The 15,386-nt window shown below is 31.4% G+C and carries 16 protein-coding genes; 13 read left to right on the forward strand and 3 right to left on the reverse strand.

From position 1 onward, the window contains the following. Positions 1-31 precede the first annotated feature (31 nt). Positions 32-574 carry a transposase gene (locus B2C77_RS21850; protein ID WP_217697378.1) on the forward strand — a complete coding sequence of 181 codons (543 nt, stop codon included), beginning with the start codon at positions 32-34 and terminating at the stop codon, positions 572-574. 248 nt (positions 575-822) lie between these two features. On the opposite strand, the gene B2C77_RS05965 is transcribed toward B2C77_RS21850, so the two are convergent. Next, positions 823-1,155 carry a cupin domain-containing protein gene (locus B2C77_RS05965; RefSeq protein ID WP_077702805.1) on the reverse strand — a complete coding sequence of 111 codons (333 nt, stop codon included), beginning with the start codon at positions 1,153-1,155 and terminating at the stop codon, positions 823-825. A gap of 220 nt (positions 1,156-1,375) precedes the next feature. Between B2C77_RS05965 and B2C77_RS05970 the strand changes: the two genes are divergently transcribed. From B2C77_RS05970 to B2C77_RS05980, 3 genes are read left to right on the forward strand one after another with little or no spacing between them, the layout of a single operon-like run. After that, on the forward strand, positions 1,376-2,014 hold the full coding sequence (locus tag B2C77_RS05970) for a helix-turn-helix domain-containing protein (protein WP_176087284.1): 639 nt from the start codon (positions 1,376-1,378) through the stop codon (positions 2,012-2,014). A 30-nt stretch (positions 2,015-2,044) separates the two neighbouring features. Then, a complete protein-coding gene (locus tag B2C77_RS05975; RefSeq protein ID WP_077702807.1) occupies positions 2,045-2,278 on the forward strand; it encodes an acyl carrier protein in 234 nt (77 codons plus the stop codon). Between the two features lie 14 nt (positions 2,279-2,292). After that, positions 2,293-3,282 (forward strand): DUF1702 family protein, encoded by a 990-nt coding sequence (locus B2C77_RS05980; RefSeq protein ID WP_077702808.1) that lies wholly within the window; start codon positions 2,293-2,295, stop codon positions 3,280-3,282. A gap of 702 nt (positions 3,283-3,984) precedes the next feature. Here the strand turns inward: B2C77_RS05980 and B2C77_RS21855 are convergent. Continuing rightward, a complete protein-coding gene (locus tag B2C77_RS21855) occupies positions 3,985-4,437 on the reverse strand; it encodes a transposase (RefSeq protein WP_217697379.1) in 453 nt (150 codons plus the stop codon). After that, on the reverse strand, positions 4,425-4,661 hold the full coding sequence (locus B2C77_RS22475; protein ID WP_217697380.1) for an IS110 family transposase: 237 nt from the start codon (positions 4,659-4,661) through the stop codon (positions 4,425-4,427). Before B2C77_RS22475 ends, B2C77_RS21855 begins: the two co-directional genes overlap by 13 nt. A 794-nt stretch (positions 4,662-5,455) precedes the next feature. Between B2C77_RS22475 and B2C77_RS05990 the strand changes: the two genes are divergently transcribed. From B2C77_RS05990 to B2C77_RS06030, 9 genes are all read left to right on the forward strand, one after another. Further along, positions 5,456-6,028 carry an NADPH-dependent FMN reductase gene (locus tag B2C77_RS05990; RefSeq protein WP_077702809.1) on the forward strand — a complete coding sequence of 191 codons (573 nt, stop codon included), beginning with the start codon at positions 5,456-5,458 and terminating at the stop codon, positions 6,026-6,028. A 357-nt stretch (positions 6,029-6,385) separates the two neighbouring features. Beyond that, complete coding sequence (locus B2C77_RS05995; RefSeq protein ID WP_077702810.1) at positions 6,386-7,210, forward strand: hypothetical protein; 825 nt, start codon at positions 6,386-6,388, stop codon at positions 7,208-7,210. After that, positions 7,198-8,379 carry a beta-ketoacyl-[acyl-carrier-protein] synthase family protein gene (locus B2C77_RS06000; RefSeq protein ID WP_077702811.1) on the forward strand — a complete coding sequence of 394 codons (1,182 nt, stop codon included), beginning with the start codon at positions 7,198-7,200 and terminating at the stop codon, positions 8,377-8,379. Before B2C77_RS05995 ends, B2C77_RS06000 begins: the two co-directional genes overlap by 13 nt. Before the next feature lie 5 nt (positions 8,380-8,384). Then, positions 8,385-9,206, forward strand: coding sequence for an RnfABCDGE type electron transport complex subunit D (locus B2C77_RS06005; protein WP_077702812.1), 822 nt, complete (start codon positions 8,385-8,387; stop codon positions 9,204-9,206). A 2-nt stretch (positions 9,207-9,208) separates the two neighbouring features. Next, positions 9,209-9,904 (forward strand): beta-ketoacyl synthase N-terminal-like domain-containing protein, encoded by a 696-nt coding sequence (locus B2C77_RS06010; RefSeq protein ID WP_077702813.1) that lies wholly within the window; start codon positions 9,209-9,211, stop codon positions 9,902-9,904. A gap of 13 nt (positions 9,905-9,917) precedes the next feature. Next, positions 9,918-11,162, forward strand: a complete 1,245-nt coding sequence (locus tag B2C77_RS06015; RefSeq protein WP_077702814.1) for a beta-ketoacyl synthase N-terminal-like domain-containing protein — start codon at positions 9,918-9,920, stop codon at positions 11,160-11,162. Positions 11,163-11,174: 12 nt separating this feature from the next. Next, positions 11,175-11,918 (forward strand): SDR family NAD(P)-dependent oxidoreductase, encoded by a 744-nt coding sequence (locus B2C77_RS06020; protein ID WP_077702815.1) that lies wholly within the window; start codon positions 11,175-11,177, stop codon positions 11,916-11,918. 24 nt (positions 11,919-11,942) lie between these two features. Further along, on the forward strand, positions 11,943-13,706 hold the full coding sequence (locus tag B2C77_RS06025; RefSeq protein ID WP_077702816.1) for a CRTAC1 family protein: 1,764 nt from the start codon (positions 11,943-11,945) through the stop codon (positions 13,704-13,706). Positions 13,707-13,823: 117 nt separating this feature from the next. Continuing rightward, a complete protein-coding gene (locus B2C77_RS06030) occupies positions 13,824-14,858 on the forward strand; it encodes a class I SAM-dependent methyltransferase (RefSeq protein ID WP_077702817.1) in 1,035 nt (344 codons plus the stop codon). Positions 14,859-15,386 lie beyond the last annotated feature (528 nt).

Raw genomic sequence — 15,386 nt, forward strand, 5'->3', positions numbered from 1 at the left:
CATTGAGCTTCTAGATTATCAGCTGGATGAGATGATTAAACCATATAACCCAGCTGTTCAGCTTTTAGAAACGATCCCAGGAATTCGTCGTCAATCAGCGATTCAGATTATCTCAGAAATCGGTGTGGACATGTCGCAATTTTCCTCTTCCAAAAGACTCTGTTCTTGGGCTGGACTTGCCCCAAGCAGTAATGAATCGGCTGGAAAAAAGAAATCAGTCAAAATTTCACGAGCAGGTGTTTATCTCAAACCAGCACTTGTCCAGTGTGCTCATGCGGCAGTTAAATCAACGGAAAACCAGCCATATTACCGCAAGAAATATGAACGCATCTACAAACGGCGTGGGAAGAAACGTGCCATTATTGCGATTGCCCGTATGATACTCACGGCAATCTACCATATGCTTTCCACAGGTGAAATATGGAATCCAACTGATTTGTACAAAATGGATATGCCAGTCAATTTAGTGCAGAAACAGAAGGAAAAAGCAATCAAACAGGCGACAAGACTATTAATTGTAGAAGGGTTCTTACCTAAAGATTTTGCCAAGGAAGAACAGTCATCTACAGGTTAATAAACAGATAATCACCATAAAAAGTGCATTTTTTTTATGGTTTATTTGGTGTGCCTTCTGAAATATTTTACATAGAAGTTTCCACTGATTTTGTTTTCACACTAAAACTACCTCTTGTTACTGGGTAACTCCAAGTATAGAGGTAGTTCCGTTATAATAAAATTCGGTCTATTATTTTCCTGCTTACTTATTAAAAGGCGATTCTCAAAAAAAGAATCGCCTTTTACAAATAATACATCTATTTAATTTTAATCTTCACCAATTATTTCAATATCATTTTCTATAATACTTAAGAAAGTTACCCCTGTTTTAGTTGATACAGTGTGTATTTCTCCTGAACCAGCAGTTAGAAAGTCTCCTTTTACTAATTTTTTACCATCTACAATCATTTCCCCTTCTAACACATAAGCGTATTCTCGTCCTGGATGATCATGTTTAGGAATATAACCGTTAGGACCGAAACGTACAATAATAGCTTGTTTATGGGTGGATTCAGTTTTTTCATTCCAAAGAAATCTATATTCCGAGTTTTTGAAACCTCCTTCTTTCCATTCTGTGTCCTCTTTATGAATAATTGGCATTTATCATATCCTCCAATCTAAATTTTATAAAACAATTTTATAATTATTTCGCCTATTAAACTCGGGTAATATTGATTTATTTTGACAATTTTATACGAATTATTCAAAAAAATAAAAAAAAGCATAGGATATGTAAATAAAACCCGTAGTCATATTTATATGTAGATTTATACTTATTATATAAATAAAAAATCTTAAAATGTGCTTGAGGAGGATGTTTATGGATATTCTGGTTGGTATTCATCAGTATAGTTCCACTACTTATGCTAATGATTTAATGCATGAGGACATTCCAGATAACGCTAAAACGAAGAAAATAAGTGATTTTAAAACTCTTCTTATGTACACAAAAGAAAAGGTATACGATTTAATTGTAATTCTTACTAAGCAAGCCTCTTTACCTTGTAATTGGAATTTAGAAAAAATACATCCAGAATCTCCACCCTCAATTATGATTATAACTAATTTCAATTGTAATAGTTCAATTCTCATTGAATCTTTTCTACAATCCATTTTTGGTTTTGGATTTATAGAAGAAAAAAACTCAATAGTAAAAGACTCATTGAAGTATATATCTGAGAACTTATGTGAAAGTGAACTATCATTAGAAAAAGTAGCAAGTAAATTTTATTTAAATAAATCTCATTACTCAAGAGTATTTAAAGAGAAAGTAGGGGTAGGTTTTAAAACTTATGTAATTCAAAAAAGGATTGAGAAGGCTAAAATACTATTACAACATAATTATTCAGTAACAGATGTTTGTTTTACAATTGGGTATAATGATCTTACACATTTTTCTAGAACATTTAAAAAAATTGTAGGAATTAGTCCGTCAGAATATCGACGTAGAGCCAGATAAACTAAAATGATATAGTGGGAGGAATAACTAATGGTAATGGAAAATAAAAAGAACGCAATCGTTAGTTTAGTACAGGAGTTTGTGGAGTTTCGAATTGAAGAAAGTCATTTTAATGAACCTTTTGATAGTTTAGGTGTTGATTCATTGATGATGTTAGAAGTAGCGGTGGATATTGAGAGAGATTTTGACATTCATATTTCTGATGAAGATTTATCAGAAATTTCTACTCTATCTGATTTGATAGAGATAATAAATAAAGGATAAACCTTATATAAATTATGGTAAAAAAACTATTATTTTATAAAATCATTATTTTGACAATTATATTTTCAATTTTTTATTTTATTTCAAGAGGAGGAAGATTAAAACTTCGCTATTTATTTTTAATTCGATATTGGAAAATACTTTATTCATTCTTTTCTGGAGTTGTATTAACTTTGAAAGTAAAAGACATGAATAAACTAAATGTAAAGTTGAATACAAAATTCTCTCCATTTTATAGAGGGTTCGCCTTTGAAGGAGCTGGTCTTGGAATAGCAATTCTTGCATTTAGTTTGGAGAAAGGAAAAAGCTTTGAAGAAATGACTAAACAGCTCTCTAAAAAGTCAATATATCAGTATTATGTAGGATTAGGATGGTTTTTATGGTTTCTATATGGAAGAAAAAAAGGGAAATATGAATTATGGTTAAAACAAATAGATTTAAGACATGGAATAATTCTATTTGATGGAGTTGGTTTTAGTTCTTGTTTTAAATTATATAAAAGTAATCCTCAAGTTATCAACAACTTTAAAAACTTTAATAATAATCAACAAAGGGTTTGTTACCAAGGTTTTGGTAGAAGTTTATGGTTTATTTCAAGATTTGATATCATTTATGTTAATAAAGAAATTGAAAAAGTAGATTTACAGTTTCAAGAAGATGTTTATAGCGGAGTTGGAATTGCAGTAGCTTATAGTTGGTTTGATAGAATTGAACAAGCTTTTATGCTGTTAGATAAAGTTCCGGAAGAATTTAAAGGTCCTTTTTGTCAAGGTATGGCTTTTGGATATGAGGCAAGAAGATTACAAGATGAAGCGCTATGGAATAAGCACATAAAAGCAATAAATAAGTCGACTAGACAAACAATCTTAAAATGGCTTTTTGTTTTAAAACATACTGAAATAACTGTTGCTAATGAAAAAGAAAAAGATAATTTCTATCTAGAATGGGTAGATCTTTTAAGAGAAAATATATATATAAAAAGATTCAATAGTAAGAAAAATTGAGATATTGAATGGGAACGTTAGAGTGAGCAGCTGCAGTAAGGAGAGCTGTGATTATTTTCCTATTATCCAGAGTAAATATCTTGGTCTGCACCATTGAATCTCTAGATTTTTTATTAACTTCTGGATTGATAGATCAATTTATTTGCATAAATAGAAAAGTATTGGATATGGAGAAATAGGTATGGTTTAGAATTTCATATTAGTATTAGTGATGTTTAATTTTAATACCTAGTTGAAGTCGTTATTTGAAGTTTTAAAAAATTGGTAGCTTATAGAGAAAATCTAATTACACTCTATAAGCTTTTTTGCTGATAAGTACCTTAAGAAGAGTAGCGGTATAATGTCAAGCACTGATAAAAAAACTTGCTGCCTTAGCTTCAATACAGTTAAAAAAGACAATAGAAAACTAAACCCACCCTAATTAGTTTATATTTAATTCCATTTAAACTAATTAATAAGTGAAGAGAAAGCGTGATAAAAATCTATTTATGATTTTGTGGCATCCCTCCTTCTGGTTGATAAATTTGGTTGTTCTTCAGCAGATAAAAAATCAACCTCATAAGTTTTCGAGCTGTAAGCGCAAGGGCAAACTCTTTCGGTTCTGCCCGCTTTTTGGCATAGTACTGGGCAAAAACAGGGGCGTGCCCCCCGAACACTGCTTGCGGCCTCAAAGAGATAGTACTTGAGATAGCGGTTTACCGATTAAATTAGCCGGGTTCGCTTGGCAGTAAAGTCACCGGATTGATCCTGATTCCAGGCAATCCCTCCGAATTGAGCCAGCTGCTGCTGTTTTTGAAATTGATGAATGTCTACTTCAGCCAGAATACCGGATGTGAAGATGGGACCAATGCTAGGAACGGAATCCAACGTTTGTGGAATGGTTTCTAAATGATTCATAATCGCTTTTTTCAGGACTTTTAATTCCTGTTGAATGGTGCGAATCACCTGAATACTGGAAGCCATCGCCAAGTTTACGGAATCTGCCATGGAATCAGATAGACGGTAAGAAGATCGTGCTGCCTTTTTTAAGGAACGGGCAGCAGCTTCGGTATTATCAAAACGATTTTTGCCATGGTACATTAGGAAGTCAATGAGCTCGTCCAAAGACACATCAACCACCTCTTCGACAGATGCAAATTCTTCTATGACTGCCATGGATGTCGCACCGAGCTTGTTTTTTGAAATTGTCCGGTGATGGTATATTCGCTGAACTTTAAATATAAGTTGGTCAGGAGAAAGTTACTCTCTTGTGTTAAATCCTGCACCAAGTGATACCGTGCACGTGTAAGCCGTTGTAAAGCCATTTGTGGTTCACTCCACGTATAAGGATGCGGTAAATTGGCTGCACGGAGTTTCGCAGCGATATACCGGGCATCCACCCGGTCATTCTTGGGAGCATAGAGAAAATTAGCTTTTTAAATTCTTTGATGAGGCCGGGCTCAATGCATAAACCAGTTTATCCGATACGCCAAAATCCAGGTGCTGCCGAAGATAGATTGCCGTGTGTGTCGAGTAACTTCCGGTGTGTTCCAGACCGAATAAAACCTGTTCAAACCCATGTTTTTTGACGAGTTTGGAGATGAGGTCTTTCAACTCTTGAATTCCGGGACGATTGTTGGTAATAGTAAATGGGCTCAGAGCTCGTTTCGCTTTGTCCCGGGTTAAGTAACAGACGACGTTATGCACGTCAATTCCGACGAACAAGGAGAAGTCATGGTTTGGTGTAAGGAAATAGCGCCTACGATGCTGAGGTGCCCCTGGGAAACCTATGAACGACAGCCTTGCGAGCTATTGGAATATACCAGGAGTCAGTCAACGTGTAGGTCTATAACATAGGGCCAGGGCAACACTCTTTTTTTGGAAGACACTCAAGTGTTTGCTTGGGGCAACGAGAGGAATTGGAACAATCCCTTGGTAGGAAAGCTACCTATGGCTATTTTCCCAAAGACAGATCAGCATTGTAAACACTTTTGTTTGAGGGCTACCGCGCTGGTGCTTACTTCTTTCTAATTCGCGGTATACTTGTCTTGGCAAGCATACGCTCATTACGAAGCTGCGCCCTCCAACAATGAATAAAGTAACTAACTATTATTATTTCATTTTTAAGGTACAAGTGAATGCCTAAAATCTATTTATTATTAGGCTTAAACATAATATACAAGGAGGATTAGTAATGAGAGTTCTTGGTATTATAGGAACAACAACTGGAACAAAAACTAAGCTTACAATGAATTATATAAATAATCTATTATTAAAGCAGTTTTCAAAATCCAATATAGAGATTATAGATTTAAGTGAGTTAAATATATCGTATAGTGATGGAAGAAATTATATAGATTATGTAGGAGATACCAGGTATGTTGCAGAATTAATCATGTCTGCAGACATAATTATTATTGGAACTTCTATATTCCAAGCTTCTATACCCGGAGTTTTAAAAAATGTTTTTGATTTACTACCTTCAAATGCTTTTTATGGAAAAATTGTTGGAACTTATATAACTGCAGGTACTAGTAAACATTTTCTAGTGATTGAACAACAACTAAAACCTATCTTATCTTTTATGCAAGCTGCAATTGTACCAACTTACGTTTTTATAGAAAATCAAGACTTCTTTAATAATAAAATTATAAGTTCAGATGTATTAACACGATTAGATAAGATGGTCGAAGAAATTGCTCAGATTATTAAATATCAATATGCTTTCGACGATGATAATAAAAAAAGGGTTGTACACAAGGATTAGATATGAAAAGGGCTAATTTTGGGGGTTAATTTTTTCCTTGAACCTTAAAGACCAATAAATGATTTGCTGGAATATCAGTCTTGAACTGAATCTATTCCAGCATTTTTATTATTTGTTTTAGAAGAAAAATTACAAGTTTTAAAATATAAAATGAAAATTAAGTTCTATAATTTTATATCTTCAAAATTCAAAAGCACATATAACTGTTGGATTCTCCAATAAATAAAATCAGTCACATATAATCTTTTGATAATTAATTAAAAAAGATTATAAAAACCAACTATAGTAATCAAAAAAAGCAGAGTTAGTTTTTTAACTAAAGTACATAATTAGGATTAAGAAAGGAAGGAGATAATAATGAGTATTAAGAAAGTAATGATATTTGGAAGTATAATAATAGCTTTACTAATATTATTTTACTGTATTTGGTTCTTTTTCATCAATATTAAGTATGAATTACCAGAAATTGATTCATCTTTGACAGAAGAAGAATTAGGAATTAATTTTAGCGAAGAAATTTCTACCAGTATTAGTAATAATACTGAAAATGAATTAAAACAATTAGTCGAAAGTAGCCCTAAAAATATGAAATATTTAAATGATCTTCGTTTGGTAATGAAAGATGAATTGGATGAGTATATTAACTATCTGGAAGAATTAGAAATTAATAATGAGGAAATTCATTTACAAAAAGCGTTAGCTTACGTAGACAAATTACAAGATCCACAATTAGGAACAGGGAGATTAGGACAGATATCTAATTTATCAATTAATGAATTACAGGAAGTACTAAGTATTAATGAAAATAATTGGTTTGCTTACTATGCTAGGGGCCTAAATAATCTATATTGGCCAATTGGGTTAAAAAGAATTGATAATGCTATCCAAGAACTTGCATTCTGTGTGTCAATTTCAATTGAATATAACCATATTGACAATCCCCTATGGCCAGATGCGTATGTGGCTTATGGTGATGCGTTAATTAAGAAAGGAGAAATTGAAGAAGGTATTCAAGTCTGGAAAGATGGTTTAAATAGATTTCCAAATCATGAAGAATTGCTGAATAGAGAAAATTTAGATAGTGATCAAGCTTACTCTTTAGTGAAATCAGAAAGAGGAATAGATTCTTTCCAAAGGCCAAAAGAGCATATTACAGATTTAGGGATACTATGGGGAAATTAGGAGGAGATGAAATGAGAGAAATAGCTATATCAGGTCTTGGTTTAATTTCATCAATAGGTACTGATTTGAATAGTAGCTGGAACAATATTTTGGAAGGAGCCAGTGGTGCTGATAAGGTGAAAAAATTTTCAGAAACCCCTTTTCATAATTATAATGCTTGCGAAATTAAAAAGTTGACATCAATAGTTAGTAAGAATAGCTACATGGGGAGTGCAACGTCCCTTTTTTTTGAAACAGTGAAACAAGCTTTAGAAGACGCCTCTCTTTCTATAAATAATACAATGAGTGTAGGAATATCTATTGGTACAACTATGGGAGAGATTGATAGTCTAGAAAATCATTTATTAAATAATTCAAAGTGGAAAGGAAAAGCGGGACCCAATGTAATTGCTGATCAAATATACGAAAAGTTGAATTTACAAGGACCTAAATGGACTATAACAAACGCTTGTGCTGCTGGTAATATTGCTATTTCAAGAGCTATGGAAGACATAATAAAAGGAAATGCGGATGTGATGATAGCTGGTGGAGTTGATATTCTTTCTTGGGTGGCACTTTCTGGATTTAATAGTTTAAAAGCGTTGAGTCCGGACCAATGTAGACCCTTTGATAAGAACAGAAGAGGACTATTATTAGGAGAAGGTTCCGGTGTTGTGATTTTAGAAAGTAAAGAACATTTAAGAAAAAGGGCTAAAAAAAGAAAGGCTCTTCTTGTAGGATATGGATTAAGTTCAGATGCTCATCATATTACTCAACCAGATCCAGAGGGAGATGGGGCATCATTGGCAATGAAAAAAGCTATTGAGATGGGGAATATATCTAAAGAGGATATTGGTTATATCAGTGCACATGGTACTGGTACAGTAGCAAATGATTTAATGGAAAATGTAGCAATTAAAAAAGTTTTTGGAACTAATAATCCTTTAGTAAGCTCAATAAAGGGACATATTGGTCATACTTTAGGAGCTGCAAGTGCTATCGAGGCGATTATATCAGTGAAAATCTTGAATACAGGAATGATTCCTCATACACTAAATTTAAAAAAAGTTGATCCAAATATAAATTTAAATTTAGTAAAAGGGGCTCCATTTAAAAAAAGTATAGACTATGTTTTGTCGAATTCTTATGCCTTTGGAGGCGTAAATTCCTCATTATTAATTAGGAGGTAAAGTAAGTGACAAAATTTAAAGCAGTTATAGACTGGGGAGATTATAAAATTGACCCCAGATATTGCATAATATTATTTTTAGGTGCTTTTATTATTGCTGGACAAACATATTTAAACTTTCAACAAGGAATTCCTCAAGTTATTGCATCAATTGTTACAACAGTAACCACAGAGATTATTTTAGGGAAACTCATTTTGAAAAAATGGATATATCCATTAAGTCCTTTAATAACAGGTATGGGATTAAGTTTATTATTAAGTTCTAATTTAATTTGGCCATATATATTAGCAGGATTTCTTTCAATTGTTTTTAAATATGTACTAAGGTTTAAGGGGAGTCATATATTTAATCCTAATAATATAGCAGTTGTTTTCATGATTACCCTTCTACCATCGTATGTGTTAATTTCACCTAAACAGTGGTCAAATGGTTATTTGATGATGTTTATTATTCTTATATTAGGAATAATCGTAGTAATTATAGCTAAAAGATTAGCGATCACTCTAACATTTATAATTTCTTTCATGATTATTGGTATTTTAAGGCACTTTATTTTTGGAGCACCTTTATTGGTAGCATTAGGACCAATTATGGGAGCATCAATGCAATTGTTCTTTTTCTTCATGGTGACAGATCCAAAAACTACTCCAAATTCTAGAAAAGATCAAATATATTTTGGAATAGTTGTGGCAATTTTAGATGGAGTGCTTCGTTTATATAGAATACCTTTTGCTCCTTTCTATGCTTTATTTTTAACTAGCATTGTGTTCATGATTCCATATCGTTATTTGATTAATCGAAGAGTGTTAAAAGAAGGAGAGATATAATTATGCAACCAATAACTATAAGTGGATATGATGTGATGACACCTTATGGTGATGTTAAATCATTACCAGGTAAGACCGTTTATGATTTTATAGATTCTAATAAAATCTATATCACACCTAACTCTATCGTTGAAATAGCTAAATTAAGAAGAGTACCCAAGGAAATTAGATTACCATGTATTTCAATGTATAAAGCATTGAAAAAGGCAAAGGTAAAGATTGAAGAAACCGAAAAAAATCCCAATATTAGTATTGTAGTAGGATCTTCTTTTTCAAACTTACAAGCAATTTCAGAACTTTATTTAGACGCTGAAAAATACGGACATGATAAGTTGAATCCCAAATTTTTCCCTAATACTGTTCTAAATTCAATCAGTGGGTATGCTTCAATTGTTTTGAATTGTGTTGGAGCAAACATTACTATTTCACAGGGGCGTGAATCGGGGAAGAAAGCATTAGAATTTGCAACAGATTTACTTGAAGGGAACAAAACTCACAAAGTTGTATTATGTGAAGTGAATTTGAACGTTCCTGATGCTTTTCAAGATGTTATAGATAGTGATATTAAACCTGAAAGTATAAGCAGTTTGGTATTAGAATTGGGTGGGAATGGAGACAAATTAGCCTCTCTAACTAGTCAACAATTTTATACATTGCTTGATTTAATTTATCAATTAAAAACAATAAATAGTATATAGAGTGGTGATTTATATGAAAACGTTAATTACTGGGTCAAGTATATTATGTTCAGCTGGAATCAGTATGGAGGAAGCTTGGTCATCTTTTTTAAATCAAAAAAATACTATGAGTAGGCGCTATTATAATTTAGGAACAGAATACACTCAAAATTTTCCTGTATACCCAATTAGAGAATTAGATTTATCGACTTGGTTTAGTAGTAAAGAATTAAATTTAATAAAGAAAATTCCTTTTTTTAACGACAAAGACTTTCAATTCTTATTAGTAGCAATTAAACAATTAATAATTGAATCAAATTTAGAAGTTAGCAATAATAACAGAATTAGTTTAGTTATTGCTCATGAAAATCCAGGTGTGAATAATTTAACTGATTCATTACTGAAAGAAGATTTTTATAATAAGAATCTAAAAGAATCATTTCAAAATTATCAAGAGGATTTTTTCCATATACAAACCTTTCCGCATATATTTTATTTAGCAAAAATTTTTGGGTTTAAAGGTCAAAATTATATTGTTAATAATGCCTGTGCATCTGGAAGTTACGGATTAGATTTAGCTAATTCATTAATTAAAAGCAAAAAATCTGATATAGCTATTGTAGTTTCATCTGATTATGCACATCCAACTGAATTTCTTTGGTTGAATAAAAAAGGTTTTTGTTCTAATAAAGAGACAATATTGCCATTTTCACTTTCGGGAGATGGAACCGTTCTAGGTGATGGTGCATCAGCAATTTTGTTAGAGTCAGAAGAACACGCTTTTAATCGAACAGCTAATGTAAAGTGTGAATACGTAGGGGGGGCTTTCCAGCAAGAGACATGGAGAATGACATTGCCAAATGTAAAGGAAAATTCTTATTCACAAGTTATTGATCAAGTTATTAAGGATTCTAAGGTAAATACTATTGATTTAATTATCCCCCATGGAACGGGTAATTACCTTTGGGATAAATATGAGATGAAGGAAATTATAAAATCTTTCAGTGGAAAACAACAACCATTTATAAGTGGATTTAAACAGTATATAGGGCATACTTTGGGAGCAAGCAGTTTATTAGAAATTACAATTTTAATAGAATGTTTGTGTAAAAATATTATTTTACCAATTCATTATAAAGTAAGAGATGAGAGTTCTCCAAAATTCATGACAAAGAATATTATAAAGCAAAAAGTTAGACAAGAAAATTTAAAAACAGTAATGAAAACAGTTTCTGCGTATGGAGGTTTTACATCAGCTTCCATTTTCAAAAAAGTTTAGGAGGAGGTTATAATGAATGATTTTTCATTTGATTTTAAAGGTAAAACAGCATTGGTTACTGGAGGAACAAGAGGTATAGGTGAGCAATTAGTATATGATTTGGTTGAATCAGGATGTAATGTGATATTCACTTATTCGCAAAGCAAAAGTAAAGCAATAGAAATGGTTCTAGAATTAACCAAAACTACAGCAGTATCTATTAGATGTTTAAAAGTTGATTTTACGAAAAATACAGAAATTGACGAGCTAATGATTTTTTTGAAAAGTATAGATAAAATTGATTTTCTTGTTAATAATGTTGGGGTTATACATGACAAACCTCTCATGTATCTTTCTAATTCAGATTGGAATAATGTTCTTGCTGTAAATTTAACGATTCCATTTATTCTAAGTAGAGAGTTAAGTAGAAAATTAGCAGTTAATAAAGGCGCCATTGTCAATTTATCATCTATTTCTGGAGTAATGGGTAAAGAAGGTCAATCTAATTATGCAGCTTCAAAAGCTGGAATAATTGGTTTTACCAAAAGCATTAGCAAAGAGTTGGGACCGATGGGTGTACGAGTAAATTCAGTAGCTCCGGGATATATTTTAACTGAGATGACAGAAGATAAAATTAAAGATCGTGTAATTAAAGAAATTTCTCTTAGGAGAATAGGACATACTCATGAAATATCATCTATTATAATGTTTTTGTTATCCAGTGCATCGTCTTATATAACAGGCAAAGTAATAGTCCCTGATGGGGGAATTATTTAAGCTAGTAAAGGAGAGTGAGTAAGCATGAAATTTAGATATATATTGATTGTTTTAGTAGTATTATGTGTTGGCTGCAGTAGTAATGAAAAATCGAACACATTAGGAAAATCTGATACAAAAAATAAGCACGATATCTCTTTTAAATATGCAGATATAACAGAAGAAGCAGGTGTTAAATTTCAGCACACAAAACCTCAGTTTGATTCTAAGGTAGATAATATTATGCCATGGATAGCTTCAATTGGGTCATCTGTTGCTGTTGTTGATTACAACCAAGATGGGTATTATGATTTATATTTTACTAATTCTGAAATTGGAACTGAGAATGCTTTATTTGAAAATGATGGGAATGGTAGTTTTAAAAAGGTTGAGAGTGAAATAAATAATATTAATCAAGATGGTATTTCTACTACTGCTCTATTTTTTGATTATGATAATGATGGATTTCCAGATTTATTTGTTGGTAGCTGGGGACATAGTAAGTTATTTAAAAACAATGGAGATGGATCATTTACCGATGTAACCGAGGAATCAGGTATTAATGAATTTGGGTATCCAGCTAAAGCTATTGCTATAGATTATAATCAAGATGGTTATTTGGATATATATGTTGGCAACTATTTCAGAAGTGAAAATAACTTATGGGATCTTGATACAACAAAAATAATGCATGATGATTTTGAGACAGCTTTGAATGGCGGAGATAATTATCTTTATAGAAATAATGGAGATGGTACATTCACTGAAGTAGCTAATGAAATGAGTGTAGATGATACTGGTTGGACTTTAGCTACGGGGTCAGTTGATTTAAATGGTGATGGGTATCCAGATATATATAATGCTAATGACTTTGGTCCGGACTCAATATATATTAATCAGGAAGGGGAAGGATTTGAAAAAATTACTCAATCAAATAACTTTGGAAATGATACTCACAAAGGAATGAATGTTGATTTTGCCGATATTTTTCATGAAGGGGAATATGGAATATATGTAAGTAATGTTAGCAAAGAGTCTTATATAATTGAAGGAAATGATTTTTGGTATCCCAAAGAAAATGGAGAGTATGAAAACATAGCAGATAAGCTTAATATTAACTATGCTGGTTTTTCATGGGGAGCGAAATTTTTTGATGTAGACAATTCTGGAGAATTTAGTTTAATAGTCACAAATGGATTCATAACTGGTGAGAGTAGTGAAGATTATTGGTTTGATTTAGGAACTCTTGTAACTACGCCAGGAAATGTAGTAGAGGATACTAAAAATTGGCCTACTATTGGAGATAAAGATTTGTCAGGAGATGAAAGCAAATTTTTATTTTTAAATCAAGGAGATAATAAAGAATTTATAGATGTTGCAGAGGAAGCAGGGATTAATTTTACTTATGATGGTAGAGGAGTATCCCCAATAGATATAGACAACTCAGGAGAATTAGATTTGGTTTTCGCTAATCAAAATGCTCCAGCAAAGGTTTATAAAAATGAAATTAGTAATGATAATAATTGGATAAATATTGAACTCGAAGGTAGTTTTCCAAGTAACATAGATGCAATTGGAGCAAAAGTAACTATCACTACTGAAAATAAAGAAACTCTAATTGAAAAGGATGGTGGAAATGGTTTTGGAGGACAAAGTGATCCACGTATTCATTTTGGAACAGGGTCTGAAGAAATAATTAATGAGATAAAAATAGAATGGCCAAGCGGTAGAACACAATCATTAGAAGATGTAAAAACAAATCAATTTCTTTATATTAAAGAAGACTCTTCTCTCACTTTAAAGAATTAAGTATTCAATAAATATGATATAAGTAATTTATCGGGTATTGGGTAATTTACTTATATCATTAATTTGTAAGTCAAGAATAAATTATTGGATTATATAGAAAGGAAGTGTTGAATTAAAGTGGCAGAAAATACTCTCTTTTCACAAGAATACCATCAAGCATATAAATATGCATCATACTATACAGGAAAAAAGATAATGAAGATTTTCAATCAATTGGGTTTATTTACTAAAACAAATGATTGGATTACTATTAACGAAGTATTAAATAGAATAAATTGTGATTATTCTTTTGTGCCCAGTGTTAAGTGGGCATTAGAATTCGTAGTTCAAGAAGGTTTTATTAGAAAAAATAAAATAGAATACTCGTTGATTAACAATAAGACATCTATTAAAAAACCTACAAATTTTAATTTAAAGGTATCTCTAAATACAATAGATTTTATTAGCAAGAACTGGTTAGATGTTGTGAGAGGAAATATTTCTCCATTACATTTACTTTTCAGAAATAATAATGGTGAAATCTGGAGAACATATTTTGGGCAAAGTAATTCTTTATATAAAGTTCATAATGAATGGATAGCAAATTATCTCTCTGGACAGAAACTGGCAAGCAATATGACTATTTTAGAGCTGGGTGCTGGTTATGGTTCTGGGACAAGAGAAGCTATTAATAAAATATTAGATAAAAAAATAAACTATCTTGCTTCTGATTTAAGTAATGCTATGTGTAAATTTATCAAAGATAAAACTTCGTATGATTATCTAGATACTTTAATTGTTAATTTTGATAAAGATATAGCTCTGCAAGTTAATAATCGAGAGTTTGATTACATTTTAGCTATAAATGCTTTGCATTGTTCTAAAGATATTTTAGCTACTTTGAATAGCATTAAAAAATCTTTGAAAAAAGGTGGGTCACTTATTTTATCAGAATGTATAAGGGACTTTCGTTCACCATTAATGCATCAAGAGTTTATTTTTAATTTATTACCAGGGTACACTCAAAAACGAAATAATGAATACTTTATTCAAGGTTTTTATTATGAGGATGATTGGATTAATGTTCTAAAAGATGCTGGATTTATAGATATTAATATTGATTTGAATTCCGGCCCCAAAAAACTAGGAGCTATTATTAAGGGGACTATATAATTTTGTAAAAGTTCTATGTGGTTTTTATGATATGATAAACTATACTATTACAATCAGTATAATCTTTAGTATAGTAAAAAAGACAGTCAAATAATTTGTATAATTTATGCTGAATGCGTTTAAAACATGCTCATTCAAATAATCTTAAAAAGAAATTGATTCACGGAATAGTGGCTTTTTGTAAGTGACAAATTTAAAAAATGTATTTGATTATAATTTTCTATCGATATGATTCTATCAGGAATCATTAGTAATACATGCTGATAGTGAGTGACCTGCGGCAAGCTTAATTCTATCAATGTAATCAATCTGCTGTTTAGTCAACAGGATGGGATTATAACAATGGATAAAAAGAAATTCTTAAAGAATATTTATTACAAACATTTCAAAAAATACGCTATTATCAATACAGTAACCGTAGCCTGCATTCACGCTGCAGTTTAATATTGTTTATTTCCTATCTATTATTTGGCTATTCTTGAATTCATTTAAAAATCAAAAAATATATAATTTTCAACTGTTTACTAC

It is taken from the genome of Virgibacillus dokdonensis, assembly GCF_900166595.1.
GTDB lineage: Bacteria > Bacillota > Bacilli > Bacillales > Amphibacillaceae > Virgibacillus > Virgibacillus dokdonensis.